The organism is Herbivorax alkaliphila (genome assembly GCF_030848475.1).
Classification (GTDB): domain Bacteria; phylum Bacillota; class Clostridia; order Acetivibrionales; family Acetivibrionaceae; genus Herbivorax.
This window is the reverse complement of record NZ_JAVDDS010000002.1, coordinates 39,143-65,446: the sequence shown is the minus strand read 5'-3', so window position 1 is coordinate 65,446 and position 26,304 is coordinate 39,143. Positions and strand designations below refer to the sequence as shown.

The window sequence follows — 26,304 nt, the reverse complement described above, 5'->3', positions numbered from 1 at the left end:
GTACAGCCTTTCGGTAGACTTTTTTGATGCCAGAAAGCAATGTGCTTTCTTAGCCATTTAAAAAAAAGTGACTTAAGTCACTTTTTTTTAAAAAAATCTGATATAATTGTGTTGATAAAATTTATAAAAATACTATGTAAAGGAGTCATTTCTTTGAGAATTGAGGTTTTTATTAGATTATTTATAGTTATTATTTCTATTATATATGCTGTATACAATAAAGAAATAAGTAATTACGAATACTATACTCTTTTATTTCTGCTATTTATTTTTAATAGTCAATTAAGATTATTTCTTCAAAAAGATAAATATATTACATTATCTTTAGTAGTGGATTTTATTCTCTTTTTCCTTTTTGCTATAACACTTTCCACAAAACCTTACTTTCTCATTTTTATAAGTTTAACTGACATTGGTCTACTTATTCAAAATAAATACAAATTACTGCTTTTTATGTTTTTTATTCTGTTATTATATTTATTAAAAAATATGAATTTAGAAAACACTTTTATTTTTACATCTTTTTCTTTACTGCTTTTTTTGTTTTCTTATCGAATAAAAAAACTTGAAAATATTATAAAAAAAACTGAAACCTTATACGATCAAAACAGAAGTTACAGCTACCAGCTAGAAGATGCTAAGAAAAAACTTGAAATATATTCCAAAAAGATTGAGTATTTATCTCAAGCAGAGGAAAGAAACAGAATATCAAGAGAGATACATGATACACTCGGACATAAACTTGTTTCAATTTTAATCCAACTAGAAGCAGCTATAAAAATAATTAAGATAGACAATGAAAAAGGAAGAAACATTCTAAATTCCGTTAGAGATAATTTAAGAAATTGTACAGAAGTACTTAGGAAAGTAGTTAAAAAAATTAAACCCGAGGAAATTCCATACAGAATTCAATCAATTGAACATATGATTGAAAATTTTAAAAAAAGCACAGGAATTATAATTAATTTTAATATTAATGGTCAATATCAAAAATTATATCCTAGTACCCAGATTGTAATATATAAAAACATACAGGAAGCTATAACAAACTCTGTACGTCATGGTGGGGCAAACCATATAGACATAACATTATCTTATTTTATGAATAAAGTTGAACTTTCAATAGAGGATAATGGAAGAGGATGCACAAAAATAAAAAAAGGAATGGGGATTACAGGTATGGAAGAGAGAGTTTGGCTTTTAGGAGGTAAACTAAAAATTACAACAAAAAATTGTTTTAAAATAACAACAATTATACCAATTGATTCTTAATTGTATAAAGAGGGGGATTTACATTGATTATAAATGTTTTGATTGTTGATGACGATCAGTTACTAAGGGAAAACCTTAAATTAATTCTTGACTTAGAAAATGATATAAATGTAATATTTGATTGCAAAAATGGAGATGAAGCATATAAATTAGTAATTAAACATCCTGAAATTGACGTAATACTTATGGACATTAAAATGCCAGTATGCAATGGTATAATTGCAACTAAGAAAATTCTTGAATTTAAACCCGAAATGAAAATTCTGGTATTAACAACATTTGACGATGATAAATATATATATGAAGCCTTAAAACAGGGAGCAAAGGGTTATGTACTGAAAAATTCATACCCTGAAAAAATAATTTCTGCCTTAAAAACTGTTTTTAGTGGAAATATTTTAGTAGGCGAAAATGCTGCAACTAAATTGCCTAATTTATTAAATTCTCCAGATGAAATTTCTTTTGATAAATATTTTTTATCCGATACAGAAATTGAAATAATAAAACATATAGCTAAGGGCATGACAAACAGGGAAATTGCAGATTCTTTATTTTTAACTGAGGGTACTATAAAAAACAAAATATCAACCATTTTAAATAAACTTAATCTAAGAGACAGAACTCAAATAGCAGTATTTTATTACAATAATGGCAACGCTAATAATTTTTAAAAACATGTTATATAACATATTTTTAAATTAAAATCAATTACTTTAGTCAATGAATTATACATTAATATTAAATTAAAATATTAATATAATATTTTCTTAAAAACTATTGCTTTTTAAGAAAACAATTAAAAAAATATTATGGGGGTTTTTATGGATATAATAAATATTTCAAATCTTGTAAAAAGATTTGGGAATATTATTGCTTTAGATAATGTAAATCTTAATATACCAAAAAATGAGATATTTGGTCTTATAGGTGCAAATGGAGCAGGAAAAAGCACCATCATCAAAATACTCTCAGGTCTTTTAAGACCTGACTCAGGTAATGTCCATATCTTTGGTATGGATATAATAAATAATGCTCTTAAAATAAAAAAGAACATTGGTATTGTCCCTCAGGATATAGCAATTTATGAGAATATATCTACTCGTGAAAATTTAGAGTTTTTTGCAAGCCTTTATGGAATTAGAGGAAAAACTTTAAACACTAGAATAGGAGATGCTTTAGAATTTGTGGATCTTTTTGACAAACAAAAAGATAAACCTAAATCCTTTTCAGGAGGTATGAAAAGAAAACTCAATATAGCCTGCTCAATTCTTCACAAACCCGATATATTAATAATGGATGAACCCACTGTAGGTATAGACACACATTCAAGAAACCAAATTATAAAATCTGTCAAAAAATTAAATAGCCAGGGTATGACCATTGTATACACCACTCACTATATTGATGAAGCAGAGGAATTATGTAACAAGGTGGGGATTATTGACAACGGAAAGGTAATTGCCTGCGGCAACAAAAGCGAATTAAAAACCCTGACCGATTCAAAGGAAACTATAACAATTGATACTGTAAACTTAGAGCAGAAAGCTATAAATGAAATAAAAAAACTTAAAGGAATTTTAAATGTTGCTTCAGATAAAAACTTTCTCAACATAGTAACAAGCAATTTACAAAATAATCTTCAAGACATACTTTTTATACTCTTTCAAAACAACATTACAATAAAAAATGTCAACATTGAACAGCCAACTTTAGAAAGTGTTTATCTAGCTTTAACAGGAAAAAGTTTGAGGTGTTAATATGTATATATATCAATTTTTTATGTTATCTAAAAGAATTGTAAAGTTCTTTTACAAAAACACTGCATTATTAATATTTATAGTGGTAATTCACTTTATACAGTTAATATACTCACGAAATGCATATGACAATTTTGTTGGTGATTACAAAGGAGCTTTATCTGGATTGTGCCAAATGATTATACTCGATGATTATGATAAAATAAATTCTCTAAATTTTTATGGTGCATCAATATTAGTCCAGTTAATTTTTACATGCGGAGTTATAGTGGCCTCCTTCATTGCTTCTGACAAAGAAAATCATACTCTTTCTAGGATACTCATGTCACCTATAAGAAAAATCCAAATACTTGCTGGCTATTTGACGGGATTTGTTTTTTCAATAATGATAGTTTCAATAGTATACATTGTAATATCATCAAAACTCTTAGAAGTTTTTTGGGGTTATTCTATTTTTAACCTTTTGTTTGTTACTTTTATATGTGTATTGTCCTCTGTTTCTTTAGCCATGTTAATTTCAACCTTTGTTCATAATACAAAACTTGCCGCAGGTATTATGTCAATACTAATTATTTTAATGACTTTTTTAAGCGGATCAACTTCTGCAACTTTACAATATAGTAAAACCAGCTCCTTTACTTTATTTAAATGGGCTTTTGAAAGCTATCTTAATAACATGGATGGAAAAGTTTTAAAAGAGTCTTTTGGAAATATTTATGTTTTGCTTATTTCATCTTTAATCTTTTTAACGCTATCAATATTGTTTTTTAGGAGGAAAAGTATTTATGATAACTAGTTTAAATATTGCAATAAATAACATAAGAAGAATTATACGAGAGCCCATGGCCCTATTTTTCTTACTTGTATTTCCTATTATAGGTAGTTCTATAGGTATAATAATGGTTTCATTTTATGATAAAGTTGAGGTTGCAATAAACATTCCTTTAGATGAAGGATATAAGCTACCTAACACATTTAATAATATTGATAAATTTAATCTAGTTTATTATCCTTCTGATGCTATTGAAGATAAAATAAACACTAAAGAAATAGATGTAGGAATTGTATTCCCAGAAGACTTTGAGTACCGACTAAAAAACCAACTAAAAACCAACGTAAAAATAATAAGTCTTAAAAACAATGCTAATGTTATACATGTAAGAATGCTAGTAGAAGAATATATAAGAGCTTCTACCTTAGGAACAGAAAACGCTGATATACAAATCTTAAGAAATGCTGTCAATAATATTGGAGGCCCCCGTTTATCAATAAGCTTTATGTTTATGTCAATACTTGTTTTTGTGGGTACTATAATGGAATTAGTTTTAGAAGATAAAAAGAAAAAGACATTCACAAGATTGTTTTGTGCTCCTGTAAAAAACTATGAATTTATTTTAGGTACACTTATTTCAGTTCTATTTCTTGGAAGCCTAAAAATTTACCTTTTTCTTTTGATTACTAAATTAGGTTTTGGTTTTGACTGGAAAACAACCTTCGGAAATGTTTTTTTAGTATTATTTTTCTTCTTGTTAAGTACAGTAGGAATTAATATAGGCTTAATTGGACTTGTTCGCAATACTAAAGTATATTTAGCTTTTAATGTTATGGTGTCAATATTTTCATGCTTTGCAGGAGGTGCTTTTTTACATTATGATTTTATGGGAGAAACACTCGAAAAATTTTCTAATTTTTTCCCTCAAAAATGGGGAATAACCGCCTACGAAAAACTTGTAGACGGCTATCCTTTAGATAGCATTGTAATAAATTTACTTATTTTAATTCTTTTTGGTGCAGTTTTTGCATCTATAGGTATAAAATCCATAACTCCATCTGAAAACAACCTATAACTTTTCTTAAATCACCAAATATTATAGTGTACACGTTGTTCATTATATCTATTAGCTGGTGGCTTTTCTTCTGCTGGATATCCTATTGAGATAATTGCAAATGGAGTAATACTGTTGGGTATTTTAAATACTTTTTTTAGTCCTTCAACTCTGTCTTCTCTTGGATAAACTCCAAGCCACACCGCTCCAAGACCTTTCTTCTGCACTGCAATGAGAATATTCTGAGTAGCTGCCGAACAGTCCTGTACCCAATATCCCTTATGTTTTTCTAAGCTTTCATCTCCACAAATCATTATTGCAGCTTGTGCCTCTTTTAGCATATTGGCATAGGGATGAACTTGGGTTATTTTCTCTAACATATCTTTATCTGTAACCACAACAAAATGCCAAGGCTGTTGATTTCCCGCTGATGGTGCACTCATTGCAGCTTCTAATAAATCTTTGATATCCTCTTTTTTTACAGGCTCATCTGTGTATCTCCTTATACTTCTTCTGTTTAATATATCATCCATCTTCATCACTCCTTATAGAACTTATGTTTTATTTAATTAACTTATAACTTATATTAGATTCTAACATATTTTTGGCAAAACATTAATGCTTTTATACCAAGAAAAATTATATCTATTAATAAATTTATAATTCTTTTTACAATGATTTTGTAAATGGTATTTTATAAATATCTGTAATAAAATCCTTCTTGATTTAATAAATAACTAAAGAGGTGATTAATTGATGTTTAAAATTAATAAAATGCAACTTAAAATAAGCATTTCACTTGCCTTATTTGCATTTGCTATATTTACAATAACCAATAATACTTTAAATACCGAACCTGTAAATGAATTTAATGATAGTTCCATGGTTGCATTTATGGAGTTTGCAATTTCACTTGATGAAGAAATCAAAAACATTGAGGTTTTTGATATAAGTAAAGGACAGATAATTAATCGTCAGCATTCAAATGAGCTAATACAAAATGAAGCTATTGAATATTTAAAGGGCATAACAGGTATGTACCCTAAAACAAATGCTATTTCGGATAAAGGCTACATTGTAAGGATACCCTTAGAACCATCAGTGTCTGTGAAAAACCAATGGCTTGATGAAATTTTAAATGAAGTTTATATAATTTTTCCCTCTAAAGATAACTGTCCATATCTTCTTATTCTTGACGACAAAAATAGACCTCTGTTTTACACTTTTAATAGCAATACAGACACTTTACTAAAAAATATAGACCTAGAGTTATGAAACAAGAAAATACCCTATATTAGAACTAAGAGCTACTTTAACTCGTCTCTATTAGACTTTATAACTTCCAGAGTTTCTCCTAATATTTCTTCCACTTTGTTTAAAACACTGTCGGCATATTCTTTTGTTCCAAGCCTTATCTCTTTAGCATTTTTTTGAGCATTAGTCACAATCTCATTAGACTGTTCATACGCTTTTTTGGTTATCTCATGTTCATCTACTAAAGATGCAATCTGATTTTCAGCATCTTTAACAATCTCATTAGCTTCCTTCTGTGCTTCAAGAAGAATTCTCTGCCTTTCATCTTTTACCCACTTAGCCTGTTTAATATCATCAGGAAGTTTTAGCCTCATCTCTTTAATGATTTCATGAATCTCTTCTTTGTCCACCATGCATTTCCCTGAAAAAGGCACACTTACACCTTTTTCAACAACATCCTCTAATGTCTCCAAAATTGAAAGTATCTCCATCCGTATCCCTCCTAAGCCTCATAGTTATTTTTTGAATTTTTCCAATACTTTATCCTTTATGCAACAAGGAACAAGCCCATCTATACTACCATTATTTTTCGCTAGTTCTTTGACAGAACTAGAACTTAAAAATGAATAATTTATGTTTGTCATCATAAACAATGTCTCAACATTCAAATCAAGCTTTTTATTAAGCAAAGCCATTTGAAGTTCATACTCAAAATCAGACACTGCCCTTAGACCTTTTATAATAACCGATGCATTCTTATTTTTCATAAAATCTATTAAAAGGCCTGTAAAACTTTCAATTTCAACATTATCAACATCTTTTACTGCACACCTTAGCAATTCCACTCTTTCTTCAAGTGAAAAAGCCGGTTTTTTATTATTATTAACTAAAACAGCAACTATTAACTTATCACATAATTTCGATGCCCTTTGAATAATATCCAAATGGCCATTTGTTATTGGGTCAAAACTCCCCGGATATACATATATACTCATATCATACCTTCTACCTATTTATTAATTATAAAAAATTACTCACGCCTCATAAAAGGAAATAATAGTATCTCCATACTTCTGATGCCTGATTTTTTTAAAATGTTCTACCTCTTGTGGAACTTCATCTTTAAGGTCATGTTCTACTATAACTATTCCATCCTGTTCTATTATATCATTTTCTACCAAGCATTTTAAGGTTTCTTCTACAAGATTTTTATTATAAGGAGGATCTAAAAATATAATATCAAATTTTCTATTTTCTTTAGAAAGCTTATCTAAGGCAACAAATACATCCATATTCATAATAGATGACTTTTCACTGAGTTTAGTATGGGAAAGATTCTGTTTTATTGTCATAAAACATTCTCTGCTTTTGTCAACAAACAGAGCAAAATCTGCTCCTCTACTCAAAGACTCTATTCCTAGGCTCCCAGTTCCTGAATATAGATCAAGAACTCTCGATTTAGCTATAACACCTGCTAGTATATTAAAAACCGATTCTTTGACCCTGTCAGTAGTTGGCCTTGTTGAAAACCCATTAATTGTTTTTAATTTATGTCCCTTTGCACTTCCTGATATTACTCTTAGTATGACATTTTCCTCCATTTTATCTTATTCTAAGGCTTCATCTTCCATAAAGTAGAAATTCTCTTGTAATCTTTATGTAGAGTAGAATCTCTACTTAAAACTCAGATGTTTAGACAAATCTAAACGAGCTCACTTCTATAATGTTATTTTATACTATCATGTATCATTGTCAACCATAATAAATCATTTAATTTAAACTTAATATATTTATCTTTTCCTTAAACTCCTTTTTTATTTTATTTTTTAACAATAAATGCTCTTTTGTCGAAAGATTTCTGTCCTTGTCTATTATATTTATAGCCGTATCTTGAGCCTTTTTTAAAACATCCATGTCATTATAGAGATTGGCAATTTTAAGCTGAGGAATTCCATGCTGCCGTGTTCCAAAAAATTCTCCTGGTCCTCTCAACTCCAAATCTTTTTGAGATATGACAAAACCATCCCTGTTTTTTTCCATTACTTTCATTCTTTCCTTTGCCACTTTGCCTTTTCCCTCATTGTATAAAATGCAATATGATTTGTGTATACTTCTTCCTACCCGGCCTCTTAATTGATGAAGTTGTGACATCCCAAATCTCTCAGAGTTTTCAACAACCATTACTGCTGCATTAGCAACATTAACTCCAACTTCAATAACCGTTGTAGAAACTAATATATCAATATCTCCTTTTAAAAACTCCTCCATTACATTATCTTTATCTTTTCCACTCATTTTTCCATGAATAAGACCTACTCTTAAATCCTTAAAATCCTCTTTTTTTATTTTATCTGCCAATTTTTCTGCTGATTTTGCTTCAATTGAGTCAGATTCTTCAATTAAGGGACATACTATATAAACCTGCCTGCCTTCTAAAACTTTTTTTCTTATAAACTTATTTATTCTTTCTCTCATACTGTTATCAACAGCATAGGTCTCAACAGGTTTTCTCCCAGGAGGAAGTTCGTCAATAATAGATACATCCAAATCTCCATATAAAATAAGAGCTAAAGTTCTTGGAATAGGAGTAGCTGTCATTACAATTATATCTGGATTCTCCCCCTTATTTGAAAGCACTGTCCTCTGTCTTACACCAAAACGATGTTGTTCATCGGTTATAACAATCCCAAGACGAAAAAAGTTTACATTTTCCTGTATAATAGCGTGAGTGCCTATAACCACATCTGTTTTTCCATTTTCAATATCTCTTAAAACATCTCTCTTTTCTTTTGGTGTCTGACTTCCAACCAGCAAATCAACTTTTATTCCTTCTTTTAAAAATAATTTCTGTACAGATTCAAAATGCTGCCTTGCTAAAATCTCTGTAGGTGCCATTAGGGCTCCTTGATATCCACTTATTACAGCTTTATATAAAGCTATAATGGCAACAATAGTTTTACCTGATCCTACATCTCCCTGAACAAGCCTATTCATTACTTTAGGCCTTTCCATATCATTTTTTATTTCCTCAAACACTTTTTTTTGAGCATTTGTAAGGGGAAAACCTATATTTTTAATGAATTTTTCAATTTTCTCACTATACACACCAAATTCAATCCCCTCCTTATCCTTATCCAATGTATTTTTTATGGATAAAAGGGCAAGTTGAAGCAAAAAAAGCTCTTCAAATACCAATCGATACCGAGCCTTTATAAAATCATCATCACTTTTAGGAAAATGAATATTAGAAATTGAATAATTTATATCCGCGAGATTATATTTGTTTTTTATCCAACAGGGAAGTACTTCTTCAATTTTTCCACCAGTTAATTCTAAGGTATCTTTAATTGAAGAGCGAATAATATTTTGGCTTAACCCTTTTGTAGAAGGATAAACAGGTACAATCCCCATTAGCTTATCTTTTTTATCTTCTCTCTCATAAATAGCATTTTGAACTTCAAAACTATTAAACTTTTTAGAAATTGTCCCATAGAAAATATATCTAGCTCCAAGTCTAAAAATCTTTTTTATAAAATGTTGATTATACCATATTGCTGTAATTCTACCAGTATCATCCCTTATACTAACTTGATAAATACTAAGACCTCTTCTAATATGCTTTTCTCTTACTCTTGAGTCTATAACACCTATAAAAGCACACTTTTCTCCATCTTCTAATTTGGCAATCTTTTTAATATGACTTCTATCTTCATAATCTCGAGGGTAATAAAATATTAAGTCCTCAACATTAAAAATACCCAGCTTATTAAAAAGTTTTGCACGAGTAGCTCCTATTCCCTTAACAACAGTTATAGCTTTATTAAATACATCACTCATATCTTTACTCACATACCTTAATTTTTAACTATAATTATAATATACTAAGTCCATAACTGCAACGAAAGAGAATGATTAGGGTATATATTAAATGACATGATCCTTAAAATTATAAATCTGAAAAATCAACCTGTTCTGGCTCATCAGTAAAAGCTACGTATCCAAGAACAACAAGGTTTACAAGAGGTATAAACATTAATAAACCAAGCCAAGGGCTTTTTCCTACAAATGCAAATATCCTCATATAACAAAAAGCTATTAAAAAATAATTTACTACTGGAATTAAAAAAGCTATGCAAGCATAAATTGGCAAGTCTGCAAATGACACTAATACGTACAAATTTAAAAGAGGAACAAATGCCATCCACGCATCCTCTTCTCTGTTTAACTTAATAGCAATAGCATATGTACAAAAAGCCACATACCCATAAATCAGTAATCCAATTATATAATACATAAAAACAACTCCCCTCATTTTATTTTATTATAAGCTACACCTATAATTGTAAATCATTTATTCAATTTATTCAATAAAATAATCCATTTTTCTTTTAAAAAAACTTGCTATAACTCTAAAGGATGTGTTAAAATGAATGTTAGTTTTATTAAATATAATTTGTGTTTTAAATATTTCTCCAGATTAAAAGGAGGTGTGAATATAAATGGCTAAATGTGATATCTGTAGTAAGGACAAACTTTTTGGTTCAAATGTCAGTCACTCAAATAGGAAATCTAACAGAGCTTGGAAACCAAATGTAAGAAAGATAAAAATTGTTGATAATGGTTCTCCAAAAACAATAAATATATGTGCTAAGTGCTTGCGTTCAAACAAGGTTACAAGAGCAGTATAATATTGGTATTTTAAATTGAGCATCAACAATCTTCAATTCAAAAAAGTGTATCCTTTTTTTAAGTGATACACTTTTTTAAATTGTAACTTGACACTAAGTACATCAATCCATTTTTAATACCCGTCTTATGATGTTACCAAGGAACTTTGGCATTTTTACCACCAGTATTTTCATACAACACTCCTCCCAGCTGGAATTTAAACTCATCACTACATAATATACAAAAAAGTGTTTTTTTGTGAATATCCCTGTACATACTTAAAATTATGTTTTTTTATATTAAAAAGTCTTTTTTAATGGTCAATTGAATAGGAATATATAAATAGGTATTGGCTTTTAAGGGGGGCTTATTTTGTATATTATTTATATTAAACACTATAAAAGAAGAATTGCGATAGCTTCTACAATTACTTTTCTATGGCTGATTATTTTTTTAGTTACTAGTTTATTTTTTAATAATAGTTTTTTTATAGATATGATAGTCGATGAATATATATCTTTTTCACATCCTGTAGAATACCAAATTGAAAATATATATATAAATAAAGACATAGATGATATATCAATTGAAACAAGCCATAATTTTAACAAACCAATAACTCAAAATTTTTCTACACATAAATCATTAAAAGGCGAACTTACTTTCTCATACCCTTCAGCCTTTGAATTAAATGAACAGGATTTTCATGACTCAGAAGTGCTTTATCATATTTCTTTCAAAAACAAAAACATACATGGCTTTATTCAAACTTGGAATTTACCTTATGAACTAGATGATTTTTTGAAAAAATCTAATTCATTATCTCAACAAGAATATGCTGATTTTTTGAAAAAGCCAGTCACTGTTAATGATATTCCTGGCTTTTATTTAAGTTATACTATTTCTACAATGGAAGGCAAAAACATTAAGGGATCTGAAATTTTCTTAAAGAAAAATGATAAAATGTATAGAATCAGCTATTTTGTCCCTATAGAATTGTGGGATGAAAAAGAAGCAAAAATTTTCTGGCATATAGTAGATTCCTTTAAAGTAAACAACTAAAATTTCTAAATTACAACATAGCAGACTAATTTGGGTATATTTAATAAGTGTGAAGAAAAATATTCCAAAAGTGAACTCGTTTAGCTAAAGCTAAACATAGAGACTTCAGTTGGAGACTCAACTCCAACTGAAGATTTATAAGAGGAAAGTTGTGCAATATAGAGTCTTAAAACAAAATTAATTTTTTTAGAATCTTTCAGGAAAATTTAAATAATTATCTATTCCTCTAAAGAGGCTACTTTAACACAATTTCTACCTGACTCTTTTGCATCATATAGTGCATTATCTGCTGTTTTTAAAAGATCTGATTCTGTCTGTGCAAATTCAGGATAACAGGAGACTCCAAAACTTACCGTCACAGAAGCAGATACCAACTCATCTTTAATGGTGGTTTGCTCAAGTTTTTTTCTAAGATTTTCAACTTTTTCCACAGCTCTACTTATATCTGTTTTAGGCAATACTATTACAAATTCTTCTCCTCCATATCTTGCAATAAGGTCTCCACTTCTTAAAGAATTTTTTATAAGACTGGCAATATGTTTTAAAACCTTATCTCCAAATAAATGCCCGTAAGTATCATTAAACTTTTTAAAATGATCTATATCAAAAATAGCAAGAGACAGTGGATAATTGTTTTTCTTTGCAATTTCAAATTCATCTTTAAGTTTCTCCTGAAATGAAAGTCTGTTGTAAACCTTTGTCAAATTATCAATGGTTGCTAACTCATGCATTTTTTGATATAACTCAGCATTTTCCATTGCAATCCCTACCTGTCTTCCGATAATATTCATAAGCCTTAGATTGTTGTCGTCAAAAGCATTTGCTAATTTATGCTCAATTAAAACAAGACCAAACTTCTTTGTCTTTGTAAGAAGAGGAATACAAATTAATGAATTAATATCTCTGTTTTCAATAAACGGAAATTCTTTAGAATCCACAAAATTTTCAATTATAGAGTCCCCATTCCCGAGAGTTTCCATAAGAATATTACAGTTAACATTGTCGTTTATGGTTATAAGCTCCTGTTTGTTTCTTATATTTGTAGTGTGAACCTTCAACTTCTTTTTGTTTTCATCATATATCAAAATAGTAGAATTATTTACTCCCATAACTCCTATAATTATATCATTAACATGCTGTAAAAGTTCCTTAATATCAAAAATAGAGCTTATAGCCTGTGCAATCTGTTGAACAGTATATAATTCTGCTAAACTTTCCATCAACTTTTTATTTGTATCTTCTACTTTGTAATTTGTATCCTTTAACTTATCATTTTGATTCTGTATCTCTTTTTGTGCTTCTTCTAATTGTTCATATCTACTGGCAAGTTCAGCAAACAGCCTTTTATTTTGTTGCTCACTTTCATAATTGTCTTCATATATTTTTCCACAGAGCTCTGAAAACATTAATAATACAATATGTAAAAAAATTATTGTTGAAAAGCAACAAAATATATTTATATTTAAAAGTTCATATTCAGAATATACCTTTACTCCCTGAAACACACCTGCAAATGCCAAAGAACAAATCAGAAAAAACTGAGCCTTTCTTTTTCCCTTTTCCAAAGTTGTTATTAGAATAGAAAACACAAGCAATATATACGCCCATTTTTCAAATCCAATAACAATTACTGCAAATAAAACAAACATGATTTCCAGTAATCTTACTACATAATAAGTATGCTTACCTTGAAATATGTTCTTTTTTATAAAACAAATTTTACATATATTAGTGATTGATGCAATGGATAAAAAAATGATTGCAACCAAATTAGAAGTTTCTAGTACATTTTCACATTGAAAACCATACTTTATAATTACCATCCGAAGTAAGGCAATTATAATAAAAATCCATGTAAAATTAACATACATTTTTTCATACTTGTCAATTTTTCTCACAAATACACATCCTTGTATAATTGACTTGGAAATTCTAAGTGTATAACTTTATTGTAAATATTATTACTGCGTACAACTTTTGTGTGAATAAAGCGATTAGATTTTTTTTATTTTCGACTTTGACCATAACAACAATACTTTAAAATGTTACAGTTTTCACAATCAGGCTTCCTTGCCTTGCAAACGCTTCGACCATGATATACTAATTGGTGACAGAACTTTGACCAGCTTTTTTTGGGAACAACTTCCATCAAGTCGAATTCAACTTTTTTAGGATTGTCACTCTGGCTAAGCCCTATTCTATTACTTAATCTTTTTGCATGGGTATCAACAACAACACCAGGAATTCCAAATACGTCTCCTAAAATCAGATTTGCCGTTTTACGTCCTACTCCTGGAAGTTTCAACAACTTTTCCATAGTATCAGGTACTTGACCATTATGCTGCTCTATTAAAATATTACAGGTCTCTTTAATATTCTTAGCCTTATTTCTAAAAAAACCTGTTGATTTAATATCCTTTTCTAACTCTTTTAAATCCGCATTAGCAAAATCATGTACATTTTTGTACTTTCTATAAAGCTTATCAGTTACAATATTTACTCTCTGATCAGTACATTGAGCTGCTAATTGTGTAGATATCAAAAGTTCTAACGGCTCTTTGTATTTTAGAGTACACTCTGCCTCTCCATAATCATTATAAAATATCTGTAATATTTTTTTTACTGCTTCTTTCTTGTCCATAAATTCTCCTTACATATATTATACCAAAAAAACTGGTGATATACTATACAAGATATCCCGCTAATGTTTGTAAGTATCAAGCCCCAAGCTTTTAAAATTTGGATTTTCAATTATTTTAAAGGGCTTATATGTATTAAATGTACAAGTCCAAACACTTAGATCTCTATTATGTACAAACTAATTAAGATTTTGGTACAGTACCATATATTCTTTGGCCGATTTATCCCATGAAAAATCTGTTGTCATAGCATTTTCCATTAATTTATTCCATCTCTCTTTGTTGTTTTTATAAAATTGAATACCTCTGTTAATCTTTTTTATCATATCTTCAGCACAAAACCTTTTGAATAAAAAACCATTTCCCTCTTCTTTATTTGTTTCAACATCAACTATCGTCTCAGCTAATCCACCTGTTTCTCTTGCTATTGGAATTGTACCATATCTCAAACTTATCATTTGACCTAAGCCACAAGGTTCAAAACGTGAAGGCATTAGAAAAAAATCACTGGCAGCATAAATCCTTTGGGATAATGAAGCATCAAACCCTATGTAAACTGCCATTTTATCTGAATATTTTTCCTGCAATTTTATAAAAGTCTTTTCGTAATGATCTTCACCAGATCCAACTAAAACAAATTGCAAATCATTTTCCATCATTTCGTCAATCTTATCTATTATTAAGTTTAATCCCTTCTGACTGGTCAGTCTTGAAACCAAGCCAATTACAGGAACATCCTTCTTCGGTAATTCCATTTCTTTTTGCAATGCATATTTATTGTCCTTTTTATAGTTTAAAGTATTCACATTATAGTTTTTATAAATTCTTTTATCTGTTTCAGCATTAAAAACTTCATAATCTATACCATTTACAATACCAAAAAGATCTTTTGATCTGCTTTTTAATACCCCTTCAAGCTTTTCACCATATTCTGGGGTTTGAATTTCTTTAGCATATCTCTTACTTACAGTGTTTATAATATCTGCATACACTAACCCTGTTTTCATAAAACTAAACATTCCATAAAACTCGGTTTTCTCTGGTACAAATAACTCTTCCGTCATTCCAAACAAGTCTAATACCTTTTTAGAGAAATTACCCTTGTATTCAAGATTATGAATGGTAAATAGCGTTTTCATATCTTTATAAAATGGTAAAGCTTTGTACCCTTCTTTTAAAAGCATACAAACAGGACCTACATGCCAATCATTACAATGTATTATATCAGGTTTAAAATCAATTTTGGGAAGCATTTCTAAAACAGCTTTTCCAAAAAAAGCAAACCTCTCTGCATCATCTGAATAACTATATATATTTTCCCTGTTAAAATAGTGATAATTATCCACAAAATAAACAGGAATTTTTTTATTGCTTTTAAAGTTAATATTCCCCTTTTTTATGATGCAAGTTTCCTGCCTTGAGCCAATCTCAACAGGAAAATCTTTGATATATTCCATATTTGATTCTATTTTTTTATATCTAGGCATAATTATTCTTATATCGTAACCCTTCGAAACCAGCGATTTAGGTAAAGAGCCCGCCACATCTGCCAATCCACCTGCTTTAGCAAATGGTGAAACTTCAACTGAAACAAATAAAATTTTTTTCTTTTTTTCCCTACTCATCGTTATTCCTCCGTTATGTCTTCTTTATGTCTTCTTTATGTCTTCTTTATCTTATTCTAAAATCCCACCAAAGTGAAACTTTTCTTCACTTTTAATAAATCTTCAGGTGGAGTTGAGTCCCCACCTGCTAGGGTTTTTATAAATTCTCTGCTTTTAAAAGCTGTATTTTCAGGACAATATACTAGGTTTTTTTTCACTATCCATTAAATTTAAAAACATATTTACTATACTAGGGTCAAATTGACTTCCTTTGCATCTTTCTAGTTCTCTCATGGCATCTTCCACCCTCATTCCTTTTCTATAAGGTCTGTCGCTTGTCATTGCATCAAAAGCATCTGCCACACACATTATTCTTCCAAAAACACATATTTCGTTACCTTTTAATCCATTTGGATATCCTTTTCCATCATATCTCTCATGATGCTGCAATATTCCACATACTGCTTCTTTTAAAAATTTAATATCCTTTAAAATATTATAGCCAATTTGTGGATGTTTTTTTATTTCCTCAAATTCAGCATCATTTAATTTTCCATTTTTATTTAGTATGTTGGGTGAAATTCCTATTTTACCAATATCATGAAGTATTGCTGCGTATCTTAAATTTTCAATCTGCACATCATCCAACTCAAGTACTCTAGCAAGTTCGCAAGATATTTCCATCACTCTCTGACAATGCCCTCTTGTATATGCATCCATTGCTTCAATAGAATTTGCCAGCGACATTACAGTCTGAAGATAGCCATACTGCATTTCATCAAAAAATCTGATAAGCTCATTATTTTTTCTGTTAAGTTCTTTTTTTGTCTTGTCCAGTTCTTTAATATAGGCACTTAGAGCTTCTGTTTTAATATCATATGTTATATCGGATTTTTTTTTGCATTTATTTGTATTTTTCAAAGTATAAGTATTGTGTAGCAATGCAAAAAGAATGCTTACTAAAATAGCAGACATTATTGTTAAATATGTGAAATCAAAAGTTTTTATAAATATCATTAGTGTGTACAACAAAGCAAAACCTATGGTGATATGTTTTGCATATTCTATAGATTTGTTTTTCATGAATTACCTCCTATAAAGGTAACGTACCAGATAGCTTTAAATAAGCTTATACTATATATATTCTATACATCATTACAAAATCCTTCTTGACAATAAATTATTCCTAGAAAACTCGCCAAAAACTTCCTTTGCCAATCCCCAGCATATTAATTTACAAAAAGCAGGATTTTTATAAATTAATATGCTTCTAAAAAAAGGAGAACCTCTATAGAAGTCCTCCTTTTTGAATTTATTCACTTACATTATTCCCTGCTAAGCAATATCTAAGACATTTTTAAGTATTAATTTGTTTTTTTGTTAAATTCACTATACTGAATTTAACTCTTAGTTCACCATTATATGTTAGTTTAAAACAACTTTATTGACCGCCTTCTTCACCCATTTCAAGTTCAAGCTCTATTGTCTCACCATCTCTGAACACTTCAATTGTAACAATATCACCTGGCTCATAGTTGTCTCTTTCATCATTTAGTTCTTCTAAACTTTTAACTCGAACTCCATCGAATTTAGTAATTATATCCATTCTTCTTACCCCTGCTCCATGAGCTGCACTGTAAAGTGAAACTTCCTCTACTAATACTCCCATTGGCATATTATTACTCTCTGCAATCTCTTCTGTAAATCTGGTTTCAACTATAATTCCTATTAAAGGTCTTCCTCTTACATAATTGTACTCAATAAGATGGTCTGTTATTTCCTTTACCCTGTTTACAGGTATTGCAAATCCTAATCCTTCATATTCAAATCCACCTATTTTTACAGTATTTACTCCAATAAGCTGACCACTTGCATTTACAAGAGCTCCTCCACTATTCCCTGGATTAATAGAAGCATCCGTCTGAATAAGTTTCATATCTCTATCATCAGTAATAGGTATTGTCCTGTTAAGTCCACTGATAACTCCTACTGTAACAGATCCCATATACTCTAATCCACCTGGATTACCTATTGCAACTGCAAGCTCACCGACTCTTACTTCATCTGAATCACCGAATTCAACTGCAGGTAAATTATCCTTTTCAATTTTTAAAACAGCTAAGTCAGTTCTTCTATCTCTACCAACAAGTTCTGCTGGATAAGCTGTGTCCTTATCGTTAGGAAGAATAACTTCAATTTTAGCATTCTCTCCAATTTCATTTGATGTTCCTTCTAAAGCTGCTTCTATAACGTGATTGTTTGTCATTATATACCCATCACTTCTAATTATAATACCTGACCCCTGTGACGAAGTTTCACCTGAATCTGGTCCAAAAAACCAAAAATCTCTTTGCACACTTTGTCCAGTTACACTTATACCTACAACTGAAGAACCAACTTTTTCTGCTATGGCAACAACAGGTGAATCAGCACTTTCAACAACAACTTTCCTGTAATAGTCAGATCCCTCTGACTCACCTGAATTAACTGTGTTTTGAGCTGTCATATCATTGTCCTCAAAAAGAGATTCTGCTGATGGCTGTAATTCCTGATTAGAAAGTTGAGAATATACCACACTAGATACTACACCACCAAGCAGGGAACTAATCATTGCAACAATAATCAGCTGTGCTAAAACAGCATTCTTCTTTTTTTTGGGTTTAGAATAAGTTTCAGTGTAGAAAGAAGAATCTTCTAAATCTTTTTTTGTACTGTCATCTTCATAATAATCTTGCTCTTTGTTTTCCTTTTCATAATAGCTTCTAGCATTTTCCCTTTCCTTATTCTCACCTTCATAATAACTTTCATTTTCAAATTGCTTATCATTCACACCTTCATAATTGTTCTCTTCCATATTTTCAATTTCATCATTGTACTTATTGTAATCATCCATATTAAACACTCCTTTCATATTTTATATTTCTTTTCTTTGTTAACTATATTCTATAAAAGGTTTTTGAAAAAGCTATGAATAAACTGTTAATAATAATCAATAATTTTTTAAACTATTTATGAATACCATTTATCTTAATCTAATATCCAACTAAAAACCCAATGTATACCTTTAGCCAAACAAGTTCGCTTATAATTTTACCCAACATCAGTAGCATTATCCAGTGTAAAACTGAATTTTGTACCTTTTTCAACTTTACTTTCAACCCAAATTTCCTGTCCATGTTCATTTATTATATTTTTTACAATGGCAAGACCTAATCCTGTTCCTTTTTTTTCTACACCTCTTGACTTATCAGTTTTATAAAATCTTTCCCATATCAAATTAATTTCCTTTTCATCAATTCCAATTCCATTATCCTCTATAGATATCAAAGCTCTTTCTTTGCATTTTTTTGTAGTCAAAATTATTTTTCCCTCTTTACCCACAAATTTTACTGCATTGTGAATAAGATTCATTATAACTCTTTCAATAGAGTCCAAATCTCCTTTTACAAACATATCTTCATTTTCAAAATTAGCTTCAATAAAAATGTTCTTTTTAATTATATGACTTTGCATCTTTATAATACACCTTCGAATAAGCTCATTAATATTAAACCTTATTGGAGTTAATTCCATCTCTCCTGACTCAATTTTTGCTAAATCAAGTAAGTCTGTTGTAAGCCTGTTAAGCCTATCTGTCTCGTCTTTTACAATGGTAAGATAATCATGCTCTTTTTCTTTAGGAATCGTCCCGTCCAATATCCCCTCTATAAATCCACGTATTGATGTCATTGGTGTCCTTAGTTCGTGAGAGACATTTGCAACAAATCCTCTTCGCATTTCTTCTGTTTTCTCTAAAGCATTTGCCATGTTGTTAAAACTATCTGACAATTCACCAATCTCATCACTTGATGATATATTAAGTCTTTTTCCAAATTCTCCATTTGCAATAAGCTTTGCTGCATTATTTATCTTTTTAAGTGGGCTTGATAACCTTAATGAAAAAATATATATAAGAACTATAGATATCATAATTGAAATAAATACTGAGAAAATAAAAAAGTTAAAAACAACCGTTCTTGCACGCTCAACTTCTGGAATAGGAGTATGAAGATAAACAGCTAAGGCAACCTCTTCATCAATTTTTAATGGTCTGGCAATTGTTAACCAAGAAACACCTGTCTCTTTAAACAGTCCAAAAAAATCTCCTCTTTCCCTGATATAATCTTCATTTCCCTGCATAACTCTATTGTATTGTCTTTCATCAGGTAATTTTAATGCTCCACCATCTAATAGCTTATTAATGATTTCATCACCTAATCTGGTCTCTCCCTCACTCTCAACTATTTTCCCATCAGGAGATACTATCCATATAACTGAATCTGTATTATAACTAAAAGTACTTAAAATTTCTTCAAAATAATACATATGCAATCTATGAATTGCCGCATTTTGCGAATCTGCATTTTCATTTATATAGGTCAGATAGCTATTTATAATTTTAGCACTTTCATTTAATTCGTATTCTTTTTCTTGAGATACAAAATTTCCCAAAAAAACGTATAGCATCACACCTGTTATGGATGTACTCACAAGCAAAATAGCTACAAATATTACTACAATTTTGCTAAACAATGTTTTTAACATCATTTCACCTCAAATTTGTATCCAACGCCCCACACAGTTTTTAGCTGCCAGCTTTGACCTTCCTGGTCAATTTTCGCTCTAAGTCTTTTTATATGAACATCTACCGTTCTTGAATCACCATAAAAATCAAATCCCCATACATGCTCTAACAGCTGTTCTCTTGTAAAAACCTTGTTAGGATTTGATGCTAAAAAGAAAAGAAGTTCTAGCTCCTTTGGTGGAAGCTCCAATTCTTTTTCATGTATTTTAAGTGTGTAATTTGATTTGTTTATAATAAAATTGGGATACACTACCTCTCTTGAATCCATCTCTTTATTATCATATCTTCTCAAAACAGCTTTTAACCTTGCCACCAACTCCTTTGGCTCAAAAGGCTTAACTAAATAATCATCTGCTCCTAATTCCAACCCCAGCACTTTATCAAATGTTTCCCCTTTAGCTGAAAGCATAATTATAGGAATGTTACTCATTTTTCTTATTTCTCGGCACACCTGCCATCCATCTGCTCCTGGAAGCATAATATCCAATACAACTATATTGGGCGTAAAGCTCTTAAAAGTATCTACAGCTTTAATTCCATTATAAACTGTAGTAACCTCAAATCCTTCTTTTTCCATATAAAGTTTTATAAGCTCACAAATATTAACATCGTCATCAATTATAAGTACCTTTGTTTTGTTATTCATTCGCTCACCCCACTATTAGTAATAAACAGCTTTTTAAATCTAATTAAGAATTTCTGTACGAGCTGGCAAACTATTTAGCACAATATTTTGTATTTTTATTTCTTCCTGCATTTTTTTCTGCTCTTCTTTTAATTCACCAACAGTAACTTTAAGTTTATCATTTTCTTCAATTAAAACTTTTATCATTTCTTTAAGTTCATCTAACATAATCTTTTCCTGTTGTTTCATTTTTCAACCCCCTAATATATAGAAATAGATATTTGTGATTAAAATTTTAGCTTACATCAATTGTAAACGTCATTTTCACCTATGTTTTATGCTAATATCAAATTAAGCATATATTTAGCACAAGGTTACCATTTTTAATAATAGTTAGCTTGAATATATTATAACAAAATATCCTTTTTGTAAATACATTAATTATTATTATACCACAAATTCCTTCATTAAATCTTATTTTTCTAAATGTTAAGAGCACTTTTATTTATATTAGAATAATACCTTATATATATTGACTTAAAGGCTTTATTGTGTTATTTTAACATAGTGAAAATAAACTATTATATAAATAATTTTTAGGGGGTGTTCAATTATGATAGATATGGAAAATTTAAACTTTGCTCTTGGTACGTCACTTTTAGGAATAACAATTGTTTTTTCAGCATTGGTGATTCTGTGTATGTTAATAAAATTATTTCCATTACTTAATTATGAAAGAAAAAAATCATCTGCTACTGAAGAGACTTCAGATGAATCTTCCTATTTAGAAATTGAAGAAGACGATTTATCTGATGATTCTCTTATTGCTGTCTTAACAGCTGCTGTTATGGCATCTATGAGAAACAGTCCGGATATTAAAATAAAAGTTACTTCTTTTAAGCGTATTCCACAGACATCTCCTGTTTGGAATACAACTGGAAGAAATGAACATATATCTGGAAAACTATAACCTAATTTTACCAAGGTGAAGTTAGATGTTGTAAATTTACTACGAATTTTTACAAAATAAATTAAAAGTAATAAAAAAAGGATGAATAATAAAATGTTAAACGACTTTTTTAATACAATTAGTGAGGTTATATCGAGATCTGGATATGTAAGCGGCGAGCCTTTACAGTTTCTAATGATTTTGATTTCATGTGTTTTAATGTACCTTGCCATAGCCAAAAAATATGAGCCGCTTTTACTTCTCCCAATAGCATTTGGAATGCTTCTAACAAATCTTCCTTTTGCTGATTTACACAATCCAGAACTTTTTAGCGGAGATGTTGACATGAATAATGTTGTCAACAATGGAGGACTTTTTGACTTTATATACATGGGAGTTAAGTTTGCAATTTACCCTCCACTTATATTTCTGGGTATAGGTGCAATGACAGATTTTGGACCTATGCTGGCAAATCCAAAAAGCATGCTTCTTGGTGCAGCCGCACAAGTTGGTATTTTCTTTACCTTTATCGCTGCTTTGTTGATTGGCTTTGACGAAGGTCTTGCAGCTTCAGTTGCAATTATAGGAGGTGCTGACGGTCCTACGGCAATATATGTAACCAGTATTTTAGCTCAGGATATGCTAGGTCCTATAGCAATAGCTGCATACTCTTATATGGCTCTAGTTCCAATGATTCAGCCTCCAATTATGAAACTTTTTACAACTAAAAAAGAAAGACAAGTTGTAATGGAACAGTTAAGACCTGTATCGAAAATGGAAAAAATCATATTCCCAATAGTTGTTACAATACTATTTTGCTTATTCCTTCCAGATGCAGCTCCTCTTTTAGGAATGTTAATGCTGGGTAACCTGTTTAAAGAAAGTGGAGTGGTAGACAGAATAAGTAACACAGCTCAAAATGAATTGATTAATATTGTAACTATATTTTTAGGTCTTTCAGTAGGAGCTACTGCAAAAGCTGAGAGTTTTTTGAATTTACAAACATTAGGTATTATCGTCTTAGGACTTGTTGCCTTTTGCATAGGTACATCATTTGGACTTTTATTTGGTAAGCTTATGCATAGACTCACTGGTGGTAAAGTTAACCCATTGATTGGCGCGGCTGGAGTATCTGCTGTTCCAATGGCAGCAAGAGTGGCTCAGAGGGTAGGTCTAGAAGAAAATCCTGGAAACTTCCTTCTTATGCATGCGATGGGTCCTAATGTGGCTGGTGTAATTGGTTCTGCTACAGCTGCAGGAGTTTTACTAACAGTTTTGGGATCGTAAACTTGGTTTAGGTAAAAAAATAATGTTTTTTCTAAAGGTGTATAATATATTAAAGGTAAGAACCATAAAGGAGATAGTTTAAACTATCTCCTTTATCATTTCAACATATTTTTTAGCTTCTTCTGTTATGGCATTATAATTGCCGTCTTTAATAAATCTTGGATTAGCCAAGTTGTTACCCACTCCTATTCCAAATGCACCTGCTTTCAAAAAATTATAAGCATTATTACGATCAATTCCCCCCACAGCAAGTAAAAACTGATCGCTAAAAGGACTTTTTATTTGTTTAAAATAATCTACCCCAACAGATATTGCCGGGAAAATATTAATAAAATCCGCACCACTTTCTTTTGCAGATATTATATTTGTAGGCGTTAGTGCTCCTGCAATACATACCCTTTCTACTTCTATAACTTTTTTTATGAGATTCTCATCTGAATGTATACAGCTAATAAATTGAGCTCCGGAAACAGCGGCACTGTCAACATCCTCAGTATTCATTACAGTGCCTGCACCACATACAATTTTTCCACCCATTCTTTTTCTTATTTTTGTAATACTTTTTAGTGAATCTTCATTTTTGAGTGTTATTTCAACTACTCTTATTCCTCCTTTATAAAGAGCATCAACAGTATCTTCAATATACAAGCTCCCTACACCTTTTATGATTGCAACTACCCTGTATTGCTTAATCCATTCCACTATACTTTTTTTTATCATGTTAATCACCTCGTGTTTAAATATTTTGTCGCACCTAAATTAGGGTGCATATAGTAAATGATATTTAATCCCTAAATTACACATTAAATAACTTGGACTTTAATTTATATATATAAGTAAACTAAAACCAAACAGCAATTTTCTATTCATTACTACAATTTTCACAATAACCATAAAATTTAACTCTGTGATCAGTTACTTTGAATTTGTTTTTTTTAAGAATCTGTTCTTCAAGATTATCTAATAAATCTTCTTGAACCTCAAATATTTTATTGCACTTTATACAAATAAGATGATGATGACGATGACCTTCATTTTGATTGTTAAGTTCATACCTAGTCAATCCGTCATCTAAATCTAGTTTGTATACAAGACCTATGTCATCTAAAAGAAGAAGTGTCCTATAGATTGTTGCAAGGCCTATTTCTGGATAGTCCTCTTTTACAAGAGCATAAATTTCTTCTGTACTAAGATGTTCATCATTATGTTCTATAATTATATCTAAAACAGCCTGTCTTTGAGGTGTAAGCTTATACCCCCGCTCCTTTAATAAAGCTTTAAAATTAATTGAATCCATCTTTTAACATCACTCCTGATAAAAATTATAGCACCTTTGCTATTTCTATTATTATACACCATTATTGCTATCTAAAAACTATTATAAATTAATATTTAAAGGTATGCAATTTTTCTATGAATATATTTTTAAATCTGCTATAATAAAATAGACATTCATAATAAAATATTATATTAAAGGAATTGATGGTAAATGAAACATGTATTAATTTTAGGCGATGGTATGGCAGATTATCCATTAGAGCAATTGGATAATAAAACACCTTTACAGTATGCCAAAAAGCCCAATATTGATTTTTTAGCTCAAAATGCCGAGGTAGGAATGGTTCAAACGGTACCTAAAAATCTTTTGCCTGGAAGCGATGTAGCCAACCTATCAGTTATGGGGTACAACCCTGAATTATATTATACTGGCAGGTCACCTTTAGAAGCAGTAAGCATGGGACTTAAATTATCAAACACTGATGTAACATTAAGATGTAACCTAGTAACTTTGTCTGACAATCAAGAGTACCAAAATAAAACCATAGTAGATCACAGCTCTGATGAAATAAGTTCTGAAGAAGCTAAAGAGCTAATAGAAGAACTAAACAAACACTTTAAAACAGATGAAATATGTTTTTATCCTGGAATAAGTTATCGCCATTGTGTAGTATGGAATAATGGACTGACAGACTTAAATATAACTCCACCTCATGACATATTAGATAGAAAGATAGCTTCTTATCTTCCAGATAATAAAATGATTTTGGACATGATGATTAAAAGTTATGATATCTTAAAAGATCATCCAATAAACAAAGAAAGAATTTCTAAAGGGCTTAATCCTGCAAATTCAATTTGGTTATGGGGAGAAGGCAAAAAACCTAGTATACCTAGTTTTTATGATATGTACAAGGTTCAAGGCTCTGTTATATCTGCTGTTGACCTTATTAAAGGAATAGGAATTTTATCTGGACTAAACAGTGTAGAAGTAGAAGGTGCTACAGGCAACATTCATACAAATTTTAAGGGTAAAGCTTTAGCTGCACTAGAAGAATTAGAATCAGGACGTGATTTTGTATATGTTCATATTGAGGCTCCTGATGAATGTGGGCATAGGTATGAAATAGAAAATAAGGTTAAGTCTATAGAGTTAATAGATGAACAAGTTGTTGGTACAATTTTAAAAGGACTTGAAAAGTACGATGATTATAAACTTATGATTCTTCCAGATCATCCCACTCCATTATCTCTTAGAACCCATACCTCTGAACCTGTACCCTATTTGCTCTATCAAAAGTCCTGCAACAAAAAATCCGGTGTAACTGGATATGATGAATCACAGGCAAAAAGCACAAATATTTTTGTAGATGAAGGTCATAAACTTATGAAACATTTAATTTTAAATGATAAAAGCTAGGGAACCAGTGGGTTCCCTAGGGTATGTATTAAAGGTGGA

General features: G+C 30.2%; 27 protein-coding genes. 11 read left to right on the top strand and 16 right to left on the bottom strand.

Annotated features, from left to right (window positions below; genetic code table 11):
- The first annotated feature begins 489 nt into the window (after positions 1-489).
- From RBH29_RS01125 to RBH29_RS01105, 5 genes are all read left to right on the top strand, one after another.
- A complete protein-coding gene (locus RBH29_RS01125; RefSeq protein WP_306694522.1) occupies positions 490-1,272 on the top strand; it encodes a sensor histidine kinase in 783 nt (260 codons plus the stop codon).
- Positions 1,273-1,295: 23 nt separating this feature from the next.
- On the top strand, positions 1,296-1,943 hold the full coding sequence (locus tag RBH29_RS01120; protein WP_306694521.1) for a response regulator transcription factor: 648 nt from the start codon (positions 1,296-1,298) through the stop codon (positions 1,941-1,943).
- Positions 1,944-2,093: 150 nt separating this feature from the next.
- Complete coding sequence (locus RBH29_RS01115; protein ID WP_306694518.1) at positions 2,094-3,029, top strand: ABC transporter ATP-binding protein; 936 nt, start codon at positions 2,094-2,096, stop codon at positions 3,027-3,029.
- A gap of 22 nt (positions 3,030-3,051) precedes the next feature.
- Entirely contained in the window at positions 3,052-3,825 is a 774-nt protein-coding gene (locus RBH29_RS01110) for an ABC transporter permease (protein WP_306694516.1), read from the top strand.
- Entirely contained in the window at positions 3,815-4,876 is a 1,062-nt protein-coding gene (locus tag RBH29_RS01105; RefSeq protein ID WP_306694512.1) for an ABC transporter permease, read from the top strand. Before RBH29_RS01110 ends, RBH29_RS01105 begins: the two co-directional genes overlap by 11 nt.
- Positions 4,877-4,887: 11 nt before the next feature.
- Here the strand turns inward: RBH29_RS01105 and RBH29_RS01100 are convergent, their stop codons facing one another.
- The gene (locus RBH29_RS01100; protein ID WP_306694509.1) at positions 4,888-5,388 is read right to left on the bottom strand and encodes a nitroreductase family protein; all 501 of its coding nucleotides are present in this window, start codon (positions 5,386-5,388) and stop codon (positions 4,888-4,890) included.
- 223 nt (positions 5,389-5,611) lie between these two features.
- On the opposite strand from RBH29_RS01100, the gene RBH29_RS01095 reads away from it, so the two are divergent.
- Positions 5,612-6,130 carry a hypothetical protein gene (locus RBH29_RS01095; RefSeq protein ID WP_306694506.1) on the top strand — a complete coding sequence of 173 codons (519 nt, stop codon included), beginning with the start codon at positions 5,612-5,614 and terminating at the stop codon, positions 6,128-6,130.
- Positions 6,131-6,162: 32 nt separating this feature from the next.
- On the opposite strand, the gene RBH29_RS01090 is transcribed toward RBH29_RS01095, so the two are convergent.
- From RBH29_RS01090 to RBH29_RS01070, 5 genes are all read right to left on the bottom strand, one after another.
- Positions 6,163-6,600, bottom strand: coding sequence for an ATPase (locus RBH29_RS01090; RefSeq protein ID WP_306694503.1), 438 nt, complete (start codon positions 6,598-6,600; stop codon positions 6,163-6,165).
- Positions 6,601-6,624: 24 nt separating this feature from the next.
- The gene (coaD, locus tag RBH29_RS01085; RefSeq protein WP_306694501.1) at positions 6,625-7,104 is read right to left on the bottom strand and encodes a pantetheine-phosphate adenylyltransferase; all 480 of its coding nucleotides are present in this window, start codon (positions 7,102-7,104) and stop codon (positions 6,625-6,627) included.
- Between the two features lie 39 nt (positions 7,105-7,143).
- Positions 7,144-7,710, bottom strand: coding sequence for a 16S rRNA (guanine(966)-N(2))-methyltransferase RsmD (gene rsmD, locus RBH29_RS01080; RefSeq protein ID WP_306694500.1), 567 nt, complete (start codon positions 7,708-7,710; stop codon positions 7,144-7,146).
- Positions 7,711-7,879: 169 nt separating this feature from the next.
- Positions 7,880-9,946 carry an ATP-dependent DNA helicase RecG gene (gene recG / locus RBH29_RS01075; RefSeq protein ID WP_306694499.1) on the bottom strand — a complete coding sequence of 689 codons (2,067 nt, stop codon included), beginning with the start codon at positions 9,944-9,946 and terminating at the stop codon, positions 7,880-7,882.
- A 109-nt stretch (positions 9,947-10,055) separates the two neighbouring features.
- A complete protein-coding gene (locus RBH29_RS01070; RefSeq protein WP_306694497.1) occupies positions 10,056-10,403 on the bottom strand; it encodes a hypothetical protein in 348 nt (115 codons plus the stop codon).
- 205 nt (positions 10,404-10,608) lie between these two features.
- Between RBH29_RS01070 and rpmB the strand changes: the two genes are divergently transcribed.
- Both rpmB and RBH29_RS01060 read left to right on the top strand, forming a co-directional pair.
- Positions 10,609-10,797: a 50S ribosomal protein L28 gene (gene rpmB, locus RBH29_RS01065; protein ID WP_306694495.1), complete on the top strand. Its 189-nt coding sequence runs from the start codon at positions 10,609-10,611 to the stop codon at positions 10,795-10,797.
- Between the two features lie 352 nt (positions 10,798-11,149).
- Positions 11,150-11,839, top strand: coding sequence for a hypothetical protein (locus RBH29_RS01060; protein WP_306694493.1), 690 nt, complete (start codon positions 11,150-11,152; stop codon positions 11,837-11,839).
- A gap of 218 nt (positions 11,840-12,057) precedes the next feature.
- Here the strand turns inward: RBH29_RS01060 and RBH29_RS01055 are convergent, their stop codons facing one another.
- From RBH29_RS01055 to RBH29_RS01020, 8 genes are all read right to left on the bottom strand, one after another.
- Complete coding sequence (locus RBH29_RS01055) at positions 12,058-13,737, bottom strand: sensor domain-containing diguanylate cyclase (protein ID WP_306694492.1); 1,680 nt, start codon at positions 13,735-13,737, stop codon at positions 12,058-12,060.
- A gap of 107 nt (positions 13,738-13,844) precedes the next feature.
- Complete coding sequence (gene nth, locus RBH29_RS01050) at positions 13,845-14,480, bottom strand: endonuclease III (RefSeq protein WP_306694491.1); 636 nt, start codon at positions 14,478-14,480, stop codon at positions 13,845-13,847.
- Between the two features lie 177 nt (positions 14,481-14,657).
- Positions 14,658-16,103 (bottom strand): glycogen synthase GlgA, encoded by a 1,446-nt coding sequence (glgA, locus tag RBH29_RS01045; protein WP_306694489.1) that lies wholly within the window; start codon positions 16,101-16,103, stop codon positions 14,658-14,660.
- Positions 16,104-16,271: 168 nt separating this feature from the next.
- The gene (locus RBH29_RS01040) at positions 16,272-17,165 is read right to left on the bottom strand and encodes an HD-GYP domain-containing protein (RefSeq protein ID WP_459076745.1); all 894 of its coding nucleotides are present in this window, start codon (positions 17,163-17,165) and stop codon (positions 16,272-16,274) included.
- Positions 17,166-17,523: 358 nt separating this feature from the next.
- Positions 17,524-18,975: a S1C family serine protease gene (locus tag RBH29_RS01035; protein WP_306694488.1), complete on the bottom strand. Its 1,452-nt coding sequence runs from the start codon at positions 18,973-18,975 to the stop codon at positions 17,524-17,526.
- Positions 18,976-19,172: 197 nt separating this feature from the next.
- Positions 19,173-20,666, bottom strand: a complete 1,494-nt coding sequence (locus RBH29_RS01030) for a sensor histidine kinase (protein WP_306694486.1) — start codon at positions 20,664-20,666, stop codon at positions 19,173-19,175.
- Positions 20,666-21,352 carry a response regulator transcription factor gene (locus tag RBH29_RS01025; RefSeq protein ID WP_306694484.1) on the bottom strand — a complete coding sequence of 229 codons (687 nt, stop codon included), beginning with the start codon at positions 21,350-21,352 and terminating at the stop codon, positions 20,666-20,668. The genes RBH29_RS01030 and RBH29_RS01025 overlap by 1 nt, the downstream gene beginning before the upstream one ends.
- A gap of 39 nt (positions 21,353-21,391) precedes the next feature.
- Positions 21,392-21,580 carry a hypothetical protein gene (locus RBH29_RS01020; protein ID WP_306694482.1) on the bottom strand — a complete coding sequence of 63 codons (189 nt, stop codon included), beginning with the start codon at positions 21,578-21,580 and terminating at the stop codon, positions 21,392-21,394.
- Between the two features lie 364 nt (positions 21,581-21,944).
- Here RBH29_RS01020 and RBH29_RS01015 point away from each other — a divergent pair, with 364 nt between their 5' ends.
- Entirely contained in the window at positions 21,945-22,301 is a 357-nt protein-coding gene (locus tag RBH29_RS01015) for an OadG family protein (protein ID WP_306694481.1), read from the top strand.
- Between the two features lie 93 nt (positions 22,302-22,394).
- A complete protein-coding gene (locus RBH29_RS01010) occupies positions 22,395-23,567 on the top strand; it encodes a sodium ion-translocating decarboxylase subunit beta (protein WP_306694480.1) in 1,173 nt (390 codons plus the stop codon).
- A 78-nt stretch (positions 23,568-23,645) separates the two neighbouring features.
- On the opposite strand, the gene RBH29_RS01005 is transcribed toward RBH29_RS01010, so the two are convergent.
- Together RBH29_RS01005 and RBH29_RS01000 are read right to left on the bottom strand one after the other, a co-directional pair.
- Positions 23,646-24,287 carry a bifunctional 4-hydroxy-2-oxoglutarate aldolase/2-dehydro-3-deoxy-phosphogluconate aldolase gene (locus RBH29_RS01005; RefSeq protein ID WP_306694479.1) on the bottom strand — a complete coding sequence of 214 codons (642 nt, stop codon included), beginning with the start codon at positions 24,285-24,287 and terminating at the stop codon, positions 23,646-23,648.
- Positions 24,288-24,429: 142 nt separating this feature from the next.
- Positions 24,430-24,864 carry a Fur family transcriptional regulator gene (locus tag RBH29_RS01000; protein ID WP_306694478.1) on the bottom strand — a complete coding sequence of 145 codons (435 nt, stop codon included), beginning with the start codon at positions 24,862-24,864 and terminating at the stop codon, positions 24,430-24,432.
- Between the two features lie 192 nt (positions 24,865-25,056).
- Here RBH29_RS01000 and RBH29_RS00995 point away from each other — a divergent pair, with 192 nt between their 5' ends.
- The gene (locus RBH29_RS00995; RefSeq protein WP_306694476.1) at positions 25,057-26,265 is read left to right on the top strand and encodes a cofactor-independent phosphoglycerate mutase; all 1,209 of its coding nucleotides are present in this window, start codon (positions 25,057-25,059) and stop codon (positions 26,263-26,265) included.
- The last annotated feature ends 39 nt before the right edge of the window (positions 26,266-26,304 follow it).